Raw genomic sequence first — 20397 nt, forward strand, 5'->3', positions numbered from 1 at the left:
GACGGCGGCGTGTTCATTCAATTCTTGATGATAGTGGTGGTGGCGACAGGCTTGCCTGGCGCCGAGGCGACCGGACGCAGATGGCGTGCACCGCCACTGGCGATCAGCTCGGCCAGCTCGGCGACGTCCAGCAGCGCGCACATGTGTTCGATGACGGTTCCCGCCAGCCATGGCCGCTGGCCGCGCTGGCTGCGCCACTTGATCTCGCTGGGGTCCAGGCGCAGCGAACGGCTGACCTGATGCACTGCCAGGCCCCACTCGTAACCCTGCACCGAGATCACGTACTGCAACCCCTGGCGAAAATCGTCGCGGTAGCGGTCGGGCATGACCCAGCGCGCGGTGTCGAGCACTTTCAGGTTGCCGCTGTTGCTGGGCAGAATGCCGAGAAACCAGTCGGGCTGGCCGAACAGCGGCGTCAGAGTCTGGCCAGCCAACGCATAGATCGAACCCAGGCACACCAGCGGCACAGCCAGGGTCAGCCCGGCGACGTCGAACAGCAGGCACTCGAACGGCTCGGCGGCCCAGCTGGGGCGGCCATCGACGGCTGCCAACAGCGGCTGCACGCTGGCCGACGGCAGATGTACGTCGACCACGGGTGCGACCAGCGCCGATTTGGCCGGTGGGATGGGAGCGGCAACCGGCGCGGGCACCTGCACTGGCGGCGCAGGCACTGGCAACAGCACCGGCTGCAGGCTTGCGGCATCGCGCACCTGCTCTTCGAGCACGGCTGCCTGGAACTCGTCGAGCCTGTCCAGGCCGGCGTCGAGATCGAGCGCTTCGAACGCCTCGGTGGCTTCATGCAGCAGGCCGTCCAGATAGGACTGCAAGGCCACCTGGGGCCGCTGGGCAATATCGACGGGACGGTTCATCAGGCTACCTGCGCGACGAGTTGTTGGGCCAGCAGATGCTTGAGCAAGGCGCGGTAGGCGACGACTGCTCGGCTCTTGCCATCGAAGCGCGAGGGTGTCTGTCCGGCCCGGCTGGCATCGCGCAGACGAGTGTCGACCGGGATGTAGCCCGGCCATATGTGCTGCGGGTAGTCGTCGCGCAGGGTACGCAAGGTGCTCAGCGAGGCCTGGGTACGACGGTCGAACAACGTTGGAACGATGCTGTATGGCAGGGCCTGGCGGCGCGAACGGTTGATCATGGTCAAGGTGCTGACCATGCGCTCCAGGCCTTTTACCGCCAGGTGCTCGGTCTGTACCGGGATCACCAGTTGCTGGCTCGCCGCCAATGCATTGACCATGAGCACGCCCAGCAAGGGTGGGCTGTCGATGACGGCGTAGTCGAAATCCTGCCACAGTTGCGCCAGGGTCTTGGCAATCACCAAGCCCAGGCCGCTCTGTCCGGGCTGCTGGCGCTCCAGCGTGGCCAGCGCCGTGCTCGAGGGCAGCAGCGAGACGTTGGCCTCGCCCGTGGGCAGCAACAGTTGATGGGCCAGGCCTGGTGGTACCGCGCCCTTGTGCAGGAACAGGTCGTAACAGCTGTGCGCCAGTTCGTCGGGGTTGTGCCCGAAATAACTGGTCATCGAGCCATGCGGATCGAGATCGACCATGACCACGCGCTTGCCTGCCTCGGCGAGCAAACCGGCCAAGGCGATCGAAGTCGTGGTCTTGCCTACCCCGCCTTTTTGATTGGCTACTGCCCAGACTCTCATGGTGATGGTTTCCCCTCGGTAAACGGCGCACTACCGAGATAGTGAAGCTTTCGGGTTAAGGGCCAGGCGGCGGACTTTTGACAGACCCGGGCGCCGACGGCACGGTTAAGGGCGTCTTTGCAGTTTGTGTGCCAGCCCGGCGCAGAGCTGCATCCGGCTGGGCGTTGGCGCTGCCAGCACTGGTAATGCTGCGACGCACGTCAAGGTTGCGCGAAATGACCAGCACCACCCGACGGTTGCGCCCTCGTCCATCGGCGCTGGCGTTGTCGGCCACCGGCTGGAACTCGCCATAGCCGACTGCCGCCATGCGCCGCGGGTCGATGCCCTCCATAGCCATCATGCGGACAATGCTCGCTGCCCGAGCGGTCGACAGCTCCCAGTTGGTCGGGAACTGCGCGGTACTGATGGGCAGATTGTCGGTGAAGCCCTCGACATGAACCGGATTGTCGAAAGGCTTGAGAATGCTCGCGACCTTATCGACGATGGCAAACGCCATGTCGCTGGGCATGGCATCGCCACTGCCGAACAGCAGGCTGGACTTGAGTTCGATCTCGATCCACAGCTCATTGCCGCGCACGGTCAATTGATCCGAAGCGATCAGATCGCCGAACGCCTGACGGACGTTGTCGGCAATAGCCTGAAGAGGGTCGACCGCCTCGCCGATGGCTGCGTCCGATTGCTCGCTGTCGGTGACCAGCGGTTGCACGGGACGTGTGGTCAAGGGTCGTTCCTCACCGATCGGTATGGGCCTGACACTGCGGTCCGGATCACTGAACACCCCGACCAGCGCCTGCGACAAGACCTTGTACTTGCCTTCGTTGACCGACGAGATCGAATACATCACCACGAAGAAAGCGAACAGCAAGGTGATGAAATCGGCGTAGGACACCAGCCAGCGCTCATGGTTTTCCGGCTCTTCGAGGCGACGACGACGGGCCATGCCATGCTCTCCTAGTCGAGGTAGCCTTGCAGCTTCATTTCGATGGAACGTGGGTTCTCACCTTCGGCGATGGACAGCAGCCCTTCGAGCAGCATTTCCCGATAGGCCGCCTGACGCTGGGCAAGCGCCTTGAGCTTGTGCGCCACGGGCAGCAGGAGCAGGTTGGCGCTGGCCACACCGTAGATGGTCGCCACGAACGCCACCGCGATGCCGTTGCCCAGCTGGCTGGGGTCGGCCAGGTTGCCCATGACATGGATCAACCCCATCACCGCACCGATGATGCCGATGGTGGGCGCATAGCCACCCATGCTTTCGAACACCTTGGCTGCCTGCAGGTCACGGGTTTCGCGGTTGTACAGATCCACCTCGAGAATACTGCGGATGGCCGCGGCTTCGGCGCCATCGACCAGCAGCTGCAGCCCCTTGCGGGCGTAGTCATCGGGCTCCGCTTCGGCGCTGCCTTCCAGGCCCAGCAAGCCTTCCTTGCGCGACACCAGGCTCCAGTTCACCACACGGTCGATACCACCGGCCATGTCGATCCTGGGCGGGAAAAGAATCCAGCGCACGTTGTGCAGCGCGCGCTTGAAAGCACTCATGGGCGACTGGATCAGCGCCGCTGCCAGCGTGCCGCCAACCACGATCAGCGCAGCAGGACCATTGAGCAGAGCCGACAGGTGGCCACCCTCGAGGAAGTTGCCACCAATGATGGCGACGAACGCGAGGATGATCCCGATCAGGCTCAGTACATCCATCAGCCGCACGCCTCGACCAGGTGCCGGCCAATGTCATCGAGGCTGTAGATGGCGTCGGCCAGACCAGCCTTGACGATGGCCATGGGCATGCCGTAGATCACGCAGCTCGCTTCGTCCTGGGCCCAGATGTGACTGCCGCCCTGCTTGAGCAGACGCGCGCCTTCGCGACCGTCGGCGCCCATGCCGGTGAGTACCACCGCCAGCACCTTGTCGCCGTAGGACTTGGCCGCCGAACCGAAGGTGATATCCACGCAGGGCTTGTAGTTCAGCCGCTCGTCACCGGGCAGAATCTTCACTGCACCACGCCCGTCGATCATCATCTGCTTGCCGCCAGGCGCCAGTAACGCCAGCCCGGGACGCAACACGTCGCCATCCTCGGCTTCCTTGACGGTGATCCGGCACAGCTTGTCGAGACGCTCGGCGAAGGCGCGAGTGAAGGCCGCAGGCATGTGCTGGACCAACACGATGGGTGTTGGAAAATGTGCCGGCAGCTGGGTCAACACACGCTGAAGCGCCACCGGCCCGCCGGTGGAGGTACCGATGGCCACCAGTTTGTACGGCTTGCGCCGTGGCGTCGCAGTGCTGGCGGTCGGCGCCGGGGCCCGCGCCGGCGTAATCGGTGCTGGCGTCCGCGTCGGCACTGCCCGCGACGACGCGGGGGCGGCTGGCGCCGGGGTGACAGTGGACGCGAACGTCGGGGCTGGCGTGGCCATGTGCGCACCCAGCCGGCGGTTGCTGCGCGAGAGTGTGTGGATCTTCTCGCAGAGCATCTGCTTGACCTTCTCGGGGTTGCGAGAAATGTCTTCGAAATTCTTCGGTAGGTAATCCACCGCCCCCGCGTCGAGCGCGTCGAGCGTCACTCGCGCGCCCTCGTGGGTCAGCGAGGAAAACATCAGGACCGGAGTGGGACAGCGCTGCATGATATGACGCACGGCAGTGATGCCGTCCATCATCGGCATTTCGTAGTCCATGGTGATCACGTCGGGCTTGAGCGCCAGGGCCTGATCGATCGCTTCGCGGCCATTGGTAGCGGTCCCGACCACCTGGATGGTGGGGTCCGACGAGAGAATTTCCGAGACGCGGCGGCGGAAAAAACCGGAATCATCCACCACCAGGACCTTGACTGCCATAAACACTCCACTACGATCAGATACGCCGTGTGGCGTAGCGCTTGAGCATGCTCGGTACATCGAGGATCAAGGCTATTCGGCCGTCACCGGTGATGGTCGCGCCGGACATGCCGGGCGTGCCCTGCAGCATCTTGCCCAGCGGCTTGATCACCACTTCTTCCTGCCCGACCAACTGGTCGACCACGAAACCGATGCGTTGGGTGCCGACCGACAGAATGACCACGTGGCCCTCGCCCTGCTCCTCGTGAGCGGCCGATTTGACCAGCCAGCGCTTGAGATAGAACAACGGTAGCGCCTTGTCACGCACGATGACCACCTCCTGGCCGTCGACGACGTTGGTGCGCGACAGGTCCAGGTGGAAGATCTCGTTGACGTTGACCAGCGGGAACGCGAACGCCTGGTTGCCCAGCATCACCATCAGCGTCGGCATGATCGCCAGGGTCAGCGGCACCTTGATGACGATCTTCGAGCCCTGGTCCTTCGCCGAATAGATATTGATCGAGCCGTTCAGCTGGCTGATCTTGGTCTTGACCACGTCCATGCCCACGCCACGGCCCGACACGTCGGAGATTTCCGTCTTGGTGGAAAAGCCCGGTGCGAAAATCAGGTTGTAGCAGTCCGATTCGCTGAGGCGGTCGGCGGCGTCGCGGTCCATTAGGCCCTTTTCCACAGCCTTGGCGCGCAGTACCGCAGGGTCCATGCCCTTGCCGTCATCGCTGATCGACAACAGGATGTGGTCGCCTTCCTGCTCGGCCGACAACACCACGCGCCCACCGCGCGCCTTGCCGTTGCGTTCGCGTTCCTCCGGCGTCTCGATGCCGTGATCGACGGCGTTGCGCACCAAGTGCACCAACGGGTCGGCCAGGGCCTCGACCAGATTCTTGTCCAGGTCGGTTTCTTCACCGACCAGTTCCAGGTTGATTTCCTTCTTCAACTGCCGCGCCAGGTCGCGGACCAGCCGCGGGAAGCGCCCGAAGACCTTCTTGATCGGCTGCATGCGCGTCTTCATGACGGCCGTCTGCAGATCGGCCGTGACCACGTCCAGGTTCGATACGGCCTTGGACATGGCTTCGTCGGCGCTGTTGGCGCCCAGGCGCACCAGGCGGTTACGCACCAGCACCAGCTCGCCGACCATGTTCATGATTTCGTCGAGGCGCGCGGTGTCGACCCGTACGGTCGTCTCGGCTTCGCTGGCGACCGGTTTCTCGGCCATCGGCGCACGCGCGGGGGCTGCCTCGACCTTGCGCGGTGCTGCCACCGGCACGGACGCGGACGGCGTCGGCTGAGTCTCGGGCAGGCTGGCGACATCGCTGAACTTGCCCTTGCCATGCAGCTGATCGAGCAGTGACTCGAATTCATCGTCGGTGATCTGGTCGCTCGTGGGGGCCTGCGCCTCGGCAGGCGGCGCTGCCTTGACCGCATCGGCGGTGAACGCGCCCTTGCCGTGCAACTGGTCGAGCAGTGCCTCGAACTCGTCGTCGGTGATTTCGTCGCCAGGCGCTGTCGCGCCAGCCTGCGCCGCGGCAGTTGGCGACGCTGTAGCCGGTGCCAGCGCATCGACGGCGAACTGACCCTTGCCGTGCAACTGGTCGAGCAGCGACTCGAATTCGTCGTCGGTGATCTCGTCACTGGCCGCGCCGTGCTGTGCCACCGCAGCAGGCGCGGCGGCCTGCGCCTTGGCCGCGCTCAGGGAATCGAGCAATTGTTCGAATTCGCTGTCGGTGATGTCTTCGCCCGGCGTCGAAACCGGCGCAGCAGCTGGCGCTGCCACAGGCGGTGCAACAACGGCCGCAGCCGGTTCGGCCAGGCGCGCGAGGGCATCGAGCAACTGAGGGCTGGCCGGTGTGACCGGGGCGCGTTCACGCACCTCGGTGAACATGCCGTTGACCGCGTCCAGCGCTTCGAGCACGACGTCCATGAGTTCGGCGTCGACCCGGCGCTCACCTTTGCGCAAGATATCGAAGACGTTTTCGGCGATATGGCAGCACTCCACCAGCTCGTTGAGCTGGAGGAAGCCGGCGCCGCCTTTTACAGTGTGAAAACCGCGAAAAATTGCATTGAGCAAGTCGGCATCATCGGGACGGCTTTCCAGCTCGACCAGTTGTTCGGACAGTTGCTCGAGAATTTCGCCGGCCTCTACCAGGAAATCCTGAAGGATTTCTTCGTCGGCGCCGAAGCTCATGTGGATGCTCCCTGGAGTACGTGATTAACGGTCAACACAGTCAGGCGCAGGCGATGGCCTAGAAGCCCAGACTGGACAGCAGATCGTCGACATCGTCCTGACCGGATACGACGTCTTCACGTTTATCGGCATGGATCTGCGGACCTTCACCCTTGGCAGGATGTTTTTCTTGATCTTTTTCGGCGCGAAGCTGTTCGTGGTCGTGCTGGATGCCGGCAAAGCGATCCACCTGGCTGGCCATCAGGACCAGTTTGAGCAGGTTGCTTTCCACTTCGGTGACCAGCGCGGTGACGCGTTTGATGACCTGACCGGTGAGGTCCTGATAATCCTGGGCGAGCACGATGTCGTTGAGGTGGGTGGCGACTTCGCGATTGCCCTGCTCGCTGCGGGTCAGGAAGCTGTCGACCCGGCGCGCCAGTTCGCGGAATTCGTCAGCGGCCACTTCGCGGCGCATGAAGCGCTGCCAGTCGACGCTCAAGGCACTGGCCTCGGCGCTCAGCGTATTGAGCACCGGCGTGCTCTGCTCGACCAGATCCATGGTGCGGTTGGCCGCGTTTTCGGTCAGGCGCACCACATACGACAGACGTTCGGTCGCATCGGTGATCTGCGAAACCTCTTCGGCCTGGGGAATGTTCGGATCGATCTGGAAACTGACGATTGCGCTGTGCAGCTCGCGCGTCAGCTTGCCCACTTCCTGGTACAGGCCGCGATCGCGGGTCTGGTTCAATTCGTGGATCAATTGCACCGCTTCGCCGAAACGGCCTTTTTCAAGGCTGTCGACCAGCTCCACGGCGTGTTTCTTCAGGGTCGACTCGAAGTCCCCCAACGTGCTTTGTTTGTGGTCCATTGCGCCCCCATTGCAGACTTCAGCTATTGACGCGCTCGAAAATCTTCTCGATTTTTTCTTTCAGCACTTGCGCAGTGAAAGGCTTGACCACATACCCGTTGACCCCGGCCTGGGCGGCTTCAATGATCTGCTCGCGCTTGGCCTCGGCGGTCACCATGAGCACCGGCAGGTGCTTGAGGCGATCGTCGGCGCGCACCTGGCGCAGCAGATCGATGCCGGACATGCCGGGCATGTTCCAGTCGGTGACGAGAAAATCGAAATTGCCGCTGTGCAACATCGGCAAGGCGGTGTTGCCGTCGTCGGCCTCGGCGGTGTTGGTGAAGCCCAGGTCACGCAACAGGTTCTTGATGATGCGCCGCATCGTCGAGAAATCGTCGACGATGAGGATTTTCATGTTCTTGTCCAATTAGACCTCCAGCAGTCTTGAACACGCCCAGCCCCTGGACGTGCGTAACAATCGAATCCGGTTATATCCGCAGCCGTCGCAGATCGGCATTTCCCCGCAATCGCGTGGGAGCGGTCATCGGCCGCGAATCAGGCGCCGCTGTATGTCTGACATACATCGGTGCTCCCTTCGCGGCCAATGACCGCTCCCACATGTCCTGCGAATCCCTTTGGGTCAGCGTGCCCGCCACTCTCCCAGACGCCCGCGCAGTCGCGCCGCGCACTGGCTGTGCAACTGGCTTACCCGCGATTCGCTGACACCCAGTACCTCACCGATTTCCTTGAGGTTCAGTTCCTCGTCGTAATACAACGACAAGACCAGCTTCTCGCGCTCTGGCAGGTTGGCGATGGCCTCGGCCAGCGCGCCTTGAAAGCGTTCGTCCTCGAGATCCCGCGAGGGCTCCAGCGAACCGCTGGCGCCGTCTTCGTGCAGGCCCTCGTGCTCACCGTCCTGCAGCAGATCGTCGAAACTGAACAGGCGGCTGCCCAGGGTATCGTTCAGGATCCCGTAGTAATCGTCCAGACTCAGACTAAGTTCGGCCGCGATCTCGTGATCTTTAGCGTCGCGACCGGTTTTCGACTCGATTCGGCGAATGGCATCACTGACCATGCGGGTATTGCGGTGGACCGAACGCGGCGCCCAGTCGCCCTTGCGCACTTCGTCGAGCATCGCGCCGCGGATACGAATGCCGGCGTAGGTCTCGAAACTGGCCCCTTTGCTCGAGTCGTACTTGGTCGAGACTTCCAGCAGACCGATCATACCGGCCTGGATCAGGTCTTCCACCTGCACGCTGGCTGGCAGGCGCGCCAGCAGGTGGTAGGCGATACGCTTGACCAGCGGCGCGTATTGCTCGATCAGCTGATGCTGCTGCGAGTCGCGCGACGCCTTGCTGTACATACGGTATCCGCTGGCGCTCATGATACGGGCCCTGCGCTGGTTTGCTGGACCAGGCGTTCGACGAAGAACTCCAGGTGGCCACGGGGATTGGCCGGCAACGGCCAGGTGTCTACTTTCTGCGCGATCGCCTTGAAGGCCAGCGAGCATTTGGAACGGGGGAACGCCTCGTACACGGCGCGCTGCTTCTGCACGGCCTTGCGCACCGACTCATCGTACGGCACGGCGCCGACGTACTGCAGGGCCACGTCGAGGAAGCGGTCGGTCACCTTGGTCAGCTTGGCGAACAGATTGCGCCCTTCCTGAGGGCTTTGCGCCATGTTGGCCAAAACCCGGAAGCGGTTCATGCCGTAGTCGCGATTGAGCAGCTTGATCAGGGCGTAGGCATCGGTGATCGAGGTGGGCTCGTCGCACACCACCAGCAGGACTTCCTGGGCCGCGCGGACAAAGCTCACCACCGATTCGCCGATACCGGCGGCGGTGTCGATGATCAGCACGTCGAGGTTGTCGCCCACATCGCTGAAGGCCTGGATCAGGCCGGCGTGCTGGGCCGGGCTCAGCTGGACCATGCTCTGGGTGCCGGAGGCTGCGGGCACGACACGGATGCCCCCAGGGCCCTGCAACATCACGTCGCGCAGTTCGCAGCGACCTTCGATCACGTCGGCCAGGGTGCGCTTGGGGGTCAGGCCCAGCAACACGTCGACGTTGGCCAGGCCAAGGTCGGCGTCCAGCAACATGACCCGGCGGCCGAGCTCGGCCAACGCCAGGGACAAGTTCACTGACACATTAGTCTTGCCGACGCCACCTTTGCCGCCGGTCACCGCGATCACCTGTACGGGATGCATGCTGCCCATGTTCGTTCTTTACCTTGTCTAGACCGAGGCCACACGAGTGGCTGCCAGTTCGATTGCTCGAGTGTTTCCTGGCAACCCTACGATGCAGGAAGAGTGTGTTTGCATAACGTTCTTCACCTCAGCCAACTCGCTTGTCGGGGCTGTGGTAGAGACCCGCGAACATATCGGCCATGGCCTCTTCGCTGGGCTCTTCTTGCATTTGCACGCTCACTGCGCGGCTGACCAACTGGTGCCGGCGCGGCAAATGCAAGTCGTCGGGAATGCGCGGCCCATCGGTAAGATAGGCAATCGGCAGTTCCTGACTGATGGCCAGGCTCAGCACTTCGCCGAGACAGGCCGTTTCATCCAGTTTGGTCAGGATGCACCCGGCCAGACCGCAACGCTTGTAGCTATGGTACGCGGCGCTGAGCACCTGCTTCTGGCTGGTGGTTGCCAGCACCAGGTAGTTGCGCGCATTGATGCCGCGTCCGGCCAGGCTTTCGAGCTGCATGCGCAGGGCCGGATCGCTGGCTTGCAGGCCCGCGGTGTCGATCAACACCACACGCTTGCGCAGCAAGGGTTCCAGCGCCTGTACCAATGACTGGCCCGGATCGACCTGAGTCACCGATACATTGAGAATGCGACCCAGGGTCTTGAGCTGTTCCTGGGCACCGATGCGAAAGCTGTCCATGCTCACCAGGGCCACGCTCTGGGAACCGTACTTGAGCACATAGCGAGCTGCCAGCTTGGCCAGGGTGGTGGTCTTGCCCATGCCGGCCGGGCCGACCATGGCAATCACGCCACCTTCTTCGAGCGGTTCCACTTCAGGTGTACGGATCATACGCGCCAAGTGCGCCAGCAGCATCCGCCATGCCTGTCGAGGTTCGTTAATTTCGCTGGTCAGGCTGAGCAGCTCGCGAGCAATCGGGCCGGACAAGCCGATGCGCTGCAAACGACGCCACAGATTCGCCTGCGCCGGCTTGCTGCCTTGCAGCTGGGTCCAGGCCAGGGAGCCCAGTTGCACTTCCAGCAACTGCCGCAGACCGTTGAGCTCAGAGCGCATGGAATCGAAAAGACGTTGGTCGACGGCAGGCTGTGGCGCCGGGGCCGCCTGCACACGCGGTGGCTCTTCGCGACGCGGCTCGACCAGCGGCTCGGCGGCGGTCAACGGCAGGCCGGCGACCAGCTGGCGGTTGGTGGCCGCGTCGCTCTCGCCACGGGTGCTCAGCTCGGCCTGGGCCGAAACGATCCGCGATTGGGTCTTGCGCAGCTCTTCTTCCAACTCGAGGTTGGGCACGCGCGGCGCCAGGGCCGACAGCTTGTAGTCCAGCGCAGCGGTCAGCTCGACGCCGCCGGCGATGCGACGGTTGCCGATGATGGCAGCGTCGGCGCCCAGCTCATCGCGGACCAATTTCATGGCCTGACGCATGTCGGCGGCGAAAAATCGCTTCACTTGCATAACCCACTACCTCAGCCGTTGGGCCCTACTGTCGCAACGATGGTGACTTGCTTGTTATCAGGGATTTCCTGATAGGCCAGTACATGAAGGTTGGGGATCGCCAGGCGACCGAAGCGTGACAGCATCGCGCGGACCGGACCGGCCACCAGCAGTATCACCGGTTGGCCCTGCATCTCCTGCCGCTGCGCCGCATCGATCAAGGATCTCTGCAGTTTCTCCGCCATGCTCGGTTCCAGCAAAACGCCTTCTTCCTGACCCTGACCGGCCTTCTGAAGACTATTTAGCAATATCTGTTCCAACCTTGGTTCCAGCGTGATGACAGGCAGCTCCGACTCAATGCCTACAATGCTTTGCACGATGGCGCGGGACAAACCGACCCTGACGGCCTGTACCAGCGCGGCGGTATCTTGACTCCGATGCCCATTGTTGGCGATCGCTTCTGCAATGCTGCGGATGTCGCGAACCGGTACCTGCTCTGCCAGCAGCGCCTGCAGCACCTTGAGCAGCGAAGACAGCGAAAGGATGCCGGGAACCAGCTCTTCGGCGAGCTTTGGCGAGCCTTTTGCCAGAACTTGCAGCAGTTGTTGGACTTCTTCGTGGCCGATCAGCTCATGGGCATGCTTCTGCAGAATCTGGTTCAAGTGCGTTGCCACTACGGTACTGGCATCGACCACCGTGTAGCCCAGCGACTGAGCCTGGCTGCGCAGGTTGACGTCGATCCAGACCGCGTCCAGACCAAACGCCGGATCCTTGGCGGTGATGCCGTTCAACGAGCCGAACACCTGACCGGGGTTGATTGCCAGCTCGCGATCCGGATAGATCTCGGCTTCGGCGAGAATCACGCCCATGAGCGTCAAACGATAGGCGCTGGGTGCCAGGTCGAGGTTGTCGCGAATGTGCACGGTTGGCATGAGAAAGCCCAGGTCCTGGGACAGCTTCTTGCGTACGCCCTTGATCCGCGCCAGCAGCTGGCCGCCCTGGTTGCGGTCCACCAGGGGGATCAGGCGATAGCCGACTTCCAGGCCGATCATGTCGATGGGCGTGACGTCGTCCCAGCCCAGCTCTTTGGTTTCCTGGGTACGCGTGGGTGACGGCAGCAGCTCCTGTTGACGCTGCACTTCGGCCTGAGCCTGGACCTTGACGTCGTTCTGCTTCTTCCACAGCAGGTAGGCACCGCCACCGGCGATGGCGCCCAGGGTAATGAAGGCCATGTGCGGCATTCCGGGCACCATGCCCATGATCACCATCAGCGCGCCGGAGACGGCCAGCGCCTTGGGCGAGGCGAACATCTGCCGCTGGATCTGCTTGCCCATCTCCTCGGAGCCCGAAGCACGGGTCACCATGATGGCTGCCGCGGTGGACAGCAAGAGCGATGGCAACTGAGCGACCAGGCCGTCACCGATGGTCAGCAGGGCGTACACCTTGCCCGCCTCGGCGAATGGCATGTTGTGTTGCAGCATGCCCACCAGCATGCCGCCGATCAGGTTGATGAACAGGATCAGCAGGCCGGCGATGGCGTCGCCGCGGACGAATTTGCTGGCACCGTCCATCGAGCCGTAGAACTCGGCTTCGGCGGCCACTTCGGTACGCCGCGCCTTGGCCTGGTTCTGATCGATGAGACCGGCGTTGAGGTCGGCGTCGATGGCCATCTGCTTGCCGGGCATGGCATCCAGGGTGAACCGCGCGCTCACCTCGGAGATACGCCCGGCGCCCTTGGTGACGACTACGAAGTTGATGATCATGAGGATGGCGAACACCACGATACCGACGATGTAGTTACCGCCGATCACCACCTCACCAAATGCCTGGACCACTTTACCCGCGGCGGCATGGCCTTCCTGACCGTGGAGCATGATCACCCGCGTCGATGCCACGTTGAGCGCAAGGCGCAACAGCGTGGCCACCAGCAGGATGGTCGGGAACACGGCGAAGTCCAGCGGACGCAGGGCGTACACGCACACCAGCAGAACGACGATGGACAGGGCGATGTTGAAGGTGAAGAACACGTCCAGCAGCAGTGCCGGGATCGGCAGCATCATCATCGCCAGCATCACCAGCAACAGCAGCGGCACACCCAGGTTGCCGCGGCCAAGGCCGACGATGTTGCTACGAGCGGTGTTGATTAATTGAGAGCGATCCACCGACATTCCCCACTTCCCCAAGCGAACTTTTGACGCGCCAGGCGTCTTGCCAAGGGGCAGTGCAAGAAGAGGTCCAACTTTTGCCGGAGGGGGTTAAAGATTCTCGCCCTATGGTCGAGTGCTGGGTGTCAGGCGATTCGGCGGTGCGCCCTTCGCGGCCACGGACCGCTCCTACGGTTGGCCTAGACCCAGGTAGGAGCGGTCATCGGCCGCGAAAAGTCCGACACCCACTAACTGTCTCGCTGCAGATCCGGCGGGATCGGCAGGTCCTGCAACGGATCGGGACGCTTGCCCCGCCCGGCCTGGTACTGGCGGATCTGGTAGACATAGGCAAGCACCTGCGCCACCGCCAGGTACAACCCCGCCGGAATCTGCTGTTCGATCTCGGTGGAATAGAAGATCGAGCGCGCCAGCGCAGGCGACTCCAGCACCTGGATACGATGCTCGTTGCCGATCTCGCGAATCTTCAAGGCAATGAAGTCCGAGCCCTTGGCCAGCAATACCGGCGCGTTGCCCTTCTCCGGATCGTATTTCAACGCCACTGCGTAGTGGGTCGGGTTGGTAATGATCACGTCCGCCTCGGGAATCGCCGTCATCATCCGCCGCTGCGACATCTCGCGCTGCAACTGACGCACCCGCCCCTTGACCTCGGGCCGGCCCTCGGAGTCCTTGTGCTCGTCCTTGACTTCCTGCTTGGTCATCATCAGCTTCTGTTTGCTGCTGTACAGCTGGAATGGCACATCCACCGCGGCAATCAACGCCAGTCCGCAGGACATCCACAAGGCGCTCCAGCCAACCAGCTGCACGCTGTGGATGATCGCCATTTCCAACGGCTCGTTGGCAATGGCGAGCAGGTCGGTACGGTCTTTGGCCAGCACCATCATGGCAACGATCAGCGTGATGGCAAACTTGGCCAGCGCCTTCAGCAATTCGGTCAATGCATGCATGGAGAACATGCGCTTGAGGCCGGCGGCCGGATTCATGCGGCTGAACTTGGGAGCCATGGAGCTGGCGGCGAACAGCCAGCCACCCAGCGCGACCGGTCCGATCAACGCCGCCAGCAGCAGGGTCAGCAGAATCGGCTGGGTGGCCAGGATCGCCACCTTGCCCGACTGCAGCAGAAAGATGCCCATGTAGCGTTCATCGAGCAGCACCTCGCGGCTCAAGGTGAAATTGCTGCGCATCAGTTCCAGCAGGCTTTGCGCCAGATGCCCGCCGAACGCCAGCAGCGCCCCGCACCCGGCAACCATCACGGCCAGTGTGTTGAGCTCCTTGGACCGGGCGATTTCGCCCTTTTCGCGCGAATCCTTCTTGCGCTTGTCCGTGGGGTCTTCTGTCTTGTCCGCACCGCTTTCGCTTTCGGCCATTGCCTACTCCGCTCGCGCCAATTCGCGCAGCCACTGCAAGGCGTTGGCCGCCAGCGGCTGATACTGGTTGAGAATGTCGCCCAGGCTGACCCACAGGATGAACATCCCCAGCACCAGGGTCAGCGGGAAACCGATGGAAAAGATATTCAGCTGAGGCGCAGCGCGGGTCATCACACCGAAGGCGATGTTGACCACCAGCAAGGCCGTGATGGCCGGCAGCACCAGCAGCACGCCGGCGCCCAGCACCCAACCCATGCGCAGTACCACGTCCCAGTAGTGCGCGGTCAGCAGCCCGCCGCCAATGGGCAGTGTGGTGAAGCTCTCGGTCAGCACCTCGAACACCACCAGATGGCCGTTCATAGAGAGGAAAACCAAGGTCACCAGCATGCTGAAGAACTGACCGATGACTGCCACGGACACGCCGTTGGTGGGGTCGACCATGGACGCGAAGGCCATGCCCATCTGGATCGCGAGAATCTGCCCGGCAACGGTAAAGGCCTGAAACAGGAACTGCAGCGAGAAACCGAACAGCGCGCCGATGATGATCTGTTCGGCCACCAGCAGCAGCGCCTGGCCGCTGATCGCGTCCACCGTGGGCGCTGGCGGCAATCCCGGCACGATGACCACGGTAATGGCCACGGCCACGTACAGGCGCACGCGCTGCGGCAATACCTGGGTGCCGAAGATCGGCATGGTCATCAGCATCGAGGCCACGCGGAACAGCGGCAGGATGAAGCTGGCCACCCAGCCGCCGATCTGCGCATCGGTCAGTTGCAGCAACGGCTGCATCAGCCGATCACCTGCGGAATATTGGAGTACAGGGTAGTGATGTACTCCATGAAGGTACGCACCATCCACGGCCCGATGACGATCAGCGTCACCAGCATGACCAGCAGGCGCGGCAGGAAGCTCAGGGTCTGCTCGTTGATCTGCGTGGCGGCCTGGAACATGGCGATGATCAGGCCGACGATCAGGCTCGGCAAAACCAGGATCGCGACCATCACGGTGGTCAGCCACAGCGCTTCGCGGAACAGGTCGACGGCGACTTCTGGAGTCATGGGTTCAAGCTCCCTGGAAAGACAGATCAGACACCACCGAAACTCCCGGCCAAGGTACCGATGATCAGCGCCCAGCCATCGACCAGCACGAACAGCATGATCTTGAAGGGCAGCGAGATGATCAGCGGCGACAGCATCATCATCCCCATGGCCATCAGCACACTGGCCACCACCAGGTCGATGATCAGGAACGGAATGAAGATCATGAAGCCGATCTGGAACGCCGTTTTCAGCTCGGAGGTGACGAACGCCGGCACCAGAATGGTCAACGGCGCCTGGTCGGCGCTGGCGATGTCGGTGCGCTTGGACAGCCGCATGAACAGCTCCAGGTCGCTTTGCCGGGTCTGCGCCAGCATGAAGTCCTTGATCGGGCCTTCGGCGCGGGCGACGGCATCCTGGGCGCTGAGCTGTTCACTCAGATAGGGTTGCAGGGCCTGCTGGTTCACCTTGTCGAACACCGGCGCCATGATGAACATGGTCAGGAACAGCGCCATGCCGGTCAACAGCTGGTTGGACGGCGTCTGCTGCAGACCCAGCGCCTGGCGCAGGATGGAAAACACGATGATGATGCGGGTGAAGCTGGTCATCAACATGACGAACGCCGGAATGAAACTCAGCGCAGTCATGATCAGCAGAATCTGCAGGTTGACCGAATACTCCTGCTGGCCGTTGGCGCCGCTGGTCATGGTCAGCGCCGGAATCTGCAGCGGATCGGCGGCCAGAGCCATAGGCGCCGCCAACATCAGGCCCAGCGGCAGAACCGTGCGCAACACACCCATCACTTCTTATCCTTCTGGTCCTTGCCCAGCAGTTCCATCAGGCGCTGGGCGAATTCGGGTGTAGCCTGGGTGGTGCGGTCGGGTGGCTGCACCGGCGTGCTCAGCACATGCAGCGCGCTGATGCGCCCCGGGCTGACACCCAGCAGGATCTGCTCCTCGCCCACCTGCACCAGCACCAGCCGGTCTCGCGGCCCCAGCGCCTTGGCACCGATCACGTCGATGACCTGGCCCTGGCGCGGTGCCGCCTGCTGCACGCGCCGCATCAGCCACGCCAACGCGAAGATCAAGGCCACCACCGCCAGCAGGCCCAGCACGGTCTGGGTCAACTGACCGGCCAGACCAGTGCCTCCCGACGCCACCACCGGCGCCGCCGCAGGGGCCACTTCGGGCGCCGCGAACACGGCCACGGGCAAGAGCAGCAAGGCCCACAGGTACCTGCCCATCACCGCAGCTTCTTGATGCGTTCACTGGGGCTGATCACGTCGGTCAGGCGAATGCCGAACTTTTCGTTGACCACCACCACTTCGCCGTGCGCGATCAACGTGCCGTTGACCAGCACGTCCAAGGCCTCGCCAGCCAGGCGGTCGAGTTCGATCACCGAGCCCTGGTTGAGCTGCAGCAGGTTGCGAATGCTGATATCGGTCGCCCCGACCTCCATGGAAATGGTGACCGGAATGTCGAGGATCACATCGAGGTTCGGACCCTCGAGCGTGACCGGCCCGTTACCCGATTTGGGCGAACTGCCGAACTCTTCCATCGGCAGGCGCGATGAACTCGAGCCGCTGCGCGTATCGGCGGCCAACAGCGCGTCGATATCGTCCTGCCCGGCATCCCCGGACTCATCCAGAGCCGCTGCCCATTCATCGGCGAGCGCCTGGTCTTCGGCAGAAATTGTCTCATCTTGATCAGCCATCAGTGGTCCTCGACAGGCATCTAAATCATCAGGTCAAAACGATCAACGACGCTCGATCGGTTCGATAACTTGTAAAGCCAGGTTGCCTTTGTGCGAGCCAAGCTTGGCTTTGAACGAAGGCACGCCATTGGCGCGCAGGATCAGCTCTTCCGGCAGCTCCACCGGAATCACGTCGCCGGGCTGCATGTGCAGGATGTCACGCAACTTGAGCTGGCGCCGCGCCAAGGTGGCGCTAAGGGGAACGCTGACATCCAGAACGTCTTCGCGCAGCGCCTTGCTCCAGCGCTCGTCCTGGTCGTCCAGGTCGGACTGAAAGCCGGCATCGAGCATCTCGCGCACCGGTTCGATCATCGAGTACGGCATGGTCACGTGCAGGTCGCCACCGCCGCCATCGAGTTCGATGTGGAAGGTAGACACCACGACCGCCTCGCTGGGCCCGACGATGTTGGCCATGGCCGGGTTGACCTCCGAGTTGATGTACTCGAAGTTGACTTCCATGATTGCCTGCCACGCTTCCTTCATGTCGAGGAAGGCCTGGTCCAGCACCATGCGTACCACGCGCAGTTCGGTAGGGGTGAACTCGCGGCCCTCGATCTTGGCGTGGCGGCCGTCACCGCCGAAGAAATTGTCGACCAGCTTGAATACCAGCTTGGCATCGAGAATGAACAGGCCAGTGCCGCGCAGCGGCTTGATCTTCACCAGGTTGAGGCTGGTGGGCACGTACAGGGAATGCACGTATTCGCCGAACTTCATCACCTGCACGCCGCCCACCGCTACATCGGCGGAGCGACGCAGCAGGTTGAACATGCTGATGCGGGTGTAGCGGGCGAAGCGTTCGTTGATCATTTCCAGCGTCGGCATGCGCCCACGCACGATACGATCCTGAGTGGTCAGGTCGTAGCTCCTGATCCCCCCGGGTTCGCCATTGCCTTCGGTTTGCACCAGGCCATCGTCGACGCCATGCAGCAGCGCATCGATCTCGTCCTGGGACAGCAGGTCCTGTACGGCCATGAGTTGTTCCTACTGCAATACGAAGTTAGTGAAGAGCACCTGGTCGATCACGGGCTTGCCCACTTCTTTCTGCGCCACTTCCTGAACGCTCGCGGTAGCTTTCTGGCGCAGCATTTCCTGGCCGATCGGCGTGGTCAAGGTTTCGAACGGCTGCCCGGAAAACAGCATGACCAGATTATTGCGGATGACCGGCGTGTGCACCTTCAGAGCATCCATGTCGGCCTTGTCGCGCGCCTGCAGCACGATGCTGACCTGCATGTAGCGATCACGACCGTTCTGCTTGAAGTTGACCACGAAGGCGGGTGTCAGCGGCTCGTAGATCGCCGCAGGTTTGGTGTGGGCAGCATCTGCCGTGGCCTTGTCCGCGGGCGCCTCGGCGGGTTTGTGCATGAGGAACCAGGTGGCCCCGACCGACAGGCCGACAGCGAGCAGCAAGCCCACGACCAGCAGGATGATCAGCTTGAGTTTGCCCTTGCCTTCCTTGGCTGCGGGTTCCTTTGCTTCTTCGGTCTTTGCCATGCCAATAATCCGTCACCATTGAGGGGTAAGCGTACCCATGGCGACGATGGAGCAAGGGTTATGCCAACAATCCCCGCGGCTGAGCTTCAAGGCCTGCAACCAGCCCTTCAGGCACGGTCAGGCGTAGTAATCCACGGCACTGGTGCCCAGCACCGTGCTCGAGGCTACGGACTGTGCCGCCGCCACAGCCGGCTCGGCAGAATCGAGCGCGTCCGTGCCGGAGCGCTCGCCCCCACTGCGACGGCTCTGCTGTGCCTGCTGCTCGCCCTGAGACTGACGCGACTGATCGGACACGTTGACGTCCAGCTGCCCCATGCCCTGCTGGTTGAACATATCCTTGAGCCGATGCTGCTGGCTTTCCAGCGCCTCGCGCACGCCGATATGGGCGCTGGTGAAGGTCACCTGGGTCTGCTGGTCGGGTGTGATGTCGACACGGATGTCCAGACGCCCCAGTTCCGCGGGCGTCAGTTGAATGTCGGCTGATTTCAGATTCTGGCTCGACAGGTACATGACCCGGTTGACCAGGCCTTCGGTCCATCCCGACTGCTGCATGGCCAACGGCTGGCCGAGCGGACTGGCCAGCGGCGCCGCACTGGCGGTCTTGGCTGTGGTCGACTGGGTCAAGGCCTGCAGGCGGTCGGCGAAGTTATCGACGCGGCTGTCGCTGGCCGCGGCGTCTGCATCCTTCAGGCCACCGCCGATCAAGCCAGCGAAACCGTCATCGCCGCCCTCACCCGCTTCGCCTGCCGACTCCTTGCTCATCATGGCCGCCAGACCATTGACGAAATTGCCTTCAAGGCCCTGCTCGCTGGCCGTCGAGGGATCAGCCGATGACGTTTGGCTGGCATGTGCAGAGGTAGTGCCATTATTTTTGGCGGTCTGTTCCAACGCCAGCCTCAACGCAGGCAAATCGGCCAGCACGTCCTGGGTTGGGTCGAAAGCCTCGCCAGCGCTGTCGGTATCGCTGTCCAACAGACTGGTAGCGGTCACTGCCGGTGGCGGCACCTGGACCAACGCGGGATTGGCGGCTGGATCGGCCGGGACCGGTACCGCTGCAGGATCGACCGGCGCCGCAGCAGCGCTGACGCTGGGATCGTCCTTGCCGGCGGTATCGCTGACCTTGTCGTCGTCCTTGGTGGCAGGCTTGTCGGCTTTGTCTGTCTTGTCGAGCTTTTCAGGCTTGTCGGCCTTGGCAACTGGCAACTTCTTGCCGCTATCGGCAACCGTCGGGTTGGCGCCAGCCGCCTTGGAGGCCGTCGGTGTGGCGGTTTCCCGTGGGGCAGGCGGCGCAGGCTCGGTCCGCGCCTTGACCGCGACTTCGTGGTTTTGCCGTGCATAGAGATCGGCAAAACGTGGCGCCGAATCGTTGTCCGCTGCAGTGGGCTTGGCCGCGCCGGTGACTGATGCCGCGCGTGCAGCGGCGCCCAGTTGCAGCAACAAAGGGTTTGAAGCGACAGCCATGAAGATCTC

21 protein-coding genes are annotated in these 20397 nt (G+C 62.9%); all 21 read right to left on the reverse strand.

Annotation, left to right across the window (positions count from 1 at the left end; genetic code table 11):
• Positions 1-17: 17 nt before the first annotated feature.
• The 21 genes from IFT57_RS18465 to IFT57_RS18565 all read right to left on the reverse strand — a co-directional run bounded on the left by IFT57_RS18465 (position 18) and on the right by IFT57_RS18565 (position 20388).
• Positions 18-869 (reverse strand): CheW domain-containing protein, encoded by an 852-nt coding sequence (locus IFT57_RS18465; protein ID WP_192152267.1) that lies wholly within the window; start codon positions 867-869, stop codon positions 18-20.
• Positions 869-1657, reverse strand: coding sequence for a ParA family protein (locus tag IFT57_RS18470; RefSeq protein WP_122475877.1), 789 nt, complete (start codon positions 1655-1657; stop codon positions 869-871). The genes IFT57_RS18465 and IFT57_RS18470 overlap by 1 nt, the downstream gene beginning before the upstream one ends.
• Positions 1658-1712: 55 nt before the next feature.
• Positions 1713-2597, reverse strand: a complete 885-nt coding sequence (motD, locus tag IFT57_RS18475) for a flagellar motor protein MotD (RefSeq protein WP_122794822.1) — start codon at positions 2595-2597, stop codon at positions 1713-1715.
• 11 nt (positions 2598-2608) lie between these two features.
• A complete protein-coding gene (locus IFT57_RS18480) occupies positions 2609-3349 on the reverse strand; it encodes a flagellar motor protein (protein WP_192152268.1) in 741 nt (246 codons plus the stop codon).
• Positions 3349-4479, reverse strand: coding sequence for a protein-glutamate methylesterase/protein-glutamine glutaminase (locus tag IFT57_RS18485; RefSeq protein WP_192152269.1), 1131 nt, complete (start codon positions 4477-4479; stop codon positions 3349-3351). Before IFT57_RS18485 ends, IFT57_RS18480 begins: the two co-directional genes overlap by 1 nt.
• Before the next feature lie 16 nt (positions 4480-4495).
• Positions 4496-6661, reverse strand: a complete 2166-nt coding sequence (locus IFT57_RS18490; RefSeq protein ID WP_192152270.1) for a chemotaxis protein CheA — start codon at positions 6659-6661, stop codon at positions 4496-4498.
• A 58-nt stretch (positions 6662-6719) separates the two neighbouring features.
• Positions 6720-7508, reverse strand: a complete 789-nt coding sequence (locus IFT57_RS18495; protein WP_192152271.1) for a protein phosphatase CheZ — start codon at positions 7506-7508, stop codon at positions 6720-6722.
• Between the two features lie 19 nt (positions 7509-7527).
• Positions 7528-7902 carry a chemotaxis response regulator CheY gene (locus IFT57_RS18500; RefSeq protein WP_090362272.1) on the reverse strand — a complete coding sequence of 125 codons (375 nt, stop codon included), beginning with the start codon at positions 7900-7902 and terminating at the stop codon, positions 7528-7530.
• Positions 7903-8127: 225 nt separating this feature from the next.
• Positions 8128-8874 carry an RNA polymerase sigma factor FliA gene (gene fliA, locus IFT57_RS18505; protein WP_240998692.1) on the reverse strand — a complete coding sequence of 249 codons (747 nt, stop codon included), beginning with the start codon at positions 8872-8874 and terminating at the stop codon, positions 8128-8130.
• Positions 8868-9701 carry a flagellar synthesis regulator FleN gene (gene fleN / locus IFT57_RS18510; RefSeq protein ID WP_122475888.1) on the reverse strand — a complete coding sequence of 278 codons (834 nt, stop codon included), beginning with the start codon at positions 9699-9701 and terminating at the stop codon, positions 8868-8870. The genes fliA and fleN overlap by 7 nt, the downstream gene beginning before the upstream one ends.
• A gap of 118 nt (positions 9702-9819) precedes the next feature.
• Positions 9820-11139 (reverse strand): flagellar biosynthesis protein FlhF, encoded by a 1320-nt coding sequence (flhF, locus tag IFT57_RS18515; protein ID WP_122794826.1) that lies wholly within the window; start codon positions 11137-11139, stop codon positions 9820-9822.
• 11 nt (positions 11140-11150) lie between these two features.
• Positions 11151-13280 (reverse strand): flagellar biosynthesis protein FlhA, encoded by a 2130-nt coding sequence (gene flhA, locus IFT57_RS18520; RefSeq protein WP_122476754.1) that lies wholly within the window; start codon positions 13278-13280, stop codon positions 11151-11153.
• A 230-nt stretch (positions 13281-13510) separates the two neighbouring features.
• Positions 13511-14647 (reverse strand): flagellar biosynthesis protein FlhB, encoded by a 1137-nt coding sequence (flhB, locus tag IFT57_RS18525; protein WP_122713695.1) that lies wholly within the window; start codon positions 14645-14647, stop codon positions 13511-13513.
• 3 nt (positions 14648-14650) lie between these two features.
• Complete coding sequence (gene fliR / locus IFT57_RS18530; protein WP_122475893.1) at positions 14651-15436, reverse strand: flagellar biosynthetic protein FliR; 786 nt, start codon at positions 15434-15436, stop codon at positions 14651-14653.
• Entirely contained in the window at positions 15436-15705 is a 270-nt protein-coding gene (fliQ, locus tag IFT57_RS18535) for a flagellar biosynthesis protein FliQ (RefSeq protein WP_043186065.1), read from the reverse strand. Before fliQ ends, fliR begins: the two co-directional genes overlap by 1 nt.
• 26 nt (positions 15706-15731) lie before the next feature.
• Positions 15732-16484 (reverse strand): flagellar type III secretion system pore protein FliP, encoded by a 753-nt coding sequence (fliP, locus tag IFT57_RS18540; protein ID WP_122713696.1) that lies wholly within the window; start codon positions 16482-16484, stop codon positions 15732-15734.
• Positions 16484-16927 carry a flagellar biosynthetic protein FliO gene (gene fliO, locus IFT57_RS18545; protein ID WP_192152272.1) on the reverse strand — a complete coding sequence of 148 codons (444 nt, stop codon included), beginning with the start codon at positions 16925-16927 and terminating at the stop codon, positions 16484-16486. The genes fliP and fliO overlap by 1 nt, the downstream gene beginning before the upstream one ends.
• Complete coding sequence (gene fliN / locus IFT57_RS18550) at positions 16927-17397, reverse strand: flagellar motor switch protein FliN (protein ID WP_122794828.1); 471 nt, start codon at positions 17395-17397, stop codon at positions 16927-16929. Before fliN ends, fliO begins: the two co-directional genes overlap by 1 nt.
• Positions 17398-17439: 42 nt before the next feature.
• Positions 17440-18408, reverse strand: coding sequence for a flagellar motor switch protein FliM (gene fliM / locus IFT57_RS18555; RefSeq protein WP_192152273.1), 969 nt, complete (start codon positions 18406-18408; stop codon positions 17440-17442).
• Positions 18409-18417: 9 nt separating this feature from the next.
• Positions 18418-18927 carry a flagellar basal body-associated protein FliL gene (fliL, locus tag IFT57_RS18560; RefSeq protein WP_122475903.1) on the reverse strand — a complete coding sequence of 170 codons (510 nt, stop codon included), beginning with the start codon at positions 18925-18927 and terminating at the stop codon, positions 18418-18420.
• A gap of 117 nt (positions 18928-19044) precedes the next feature.
• On the reverse strand, positions 19045-20388 hold the full coding sequence (locus IFT57_RS18565; protein ID WP_192152274.1) for a flagellar hook-length control protein FliK: 1344 nt from the start codon (positions 20386-20388) through the stop codon (positions 19045-19047).
• Positions 20389-20397: the final 9 nt, after the last annotated feature.

The organism is Pseudomonas sp. CFBP 13719 (genome assembly GCF_014842095.1).
GTDB lineage: Bacteria > Pseudomonadota > Gammaproteobacteria > Pseudomonadales > Pseudomonadaceae > Aquipseudomonas.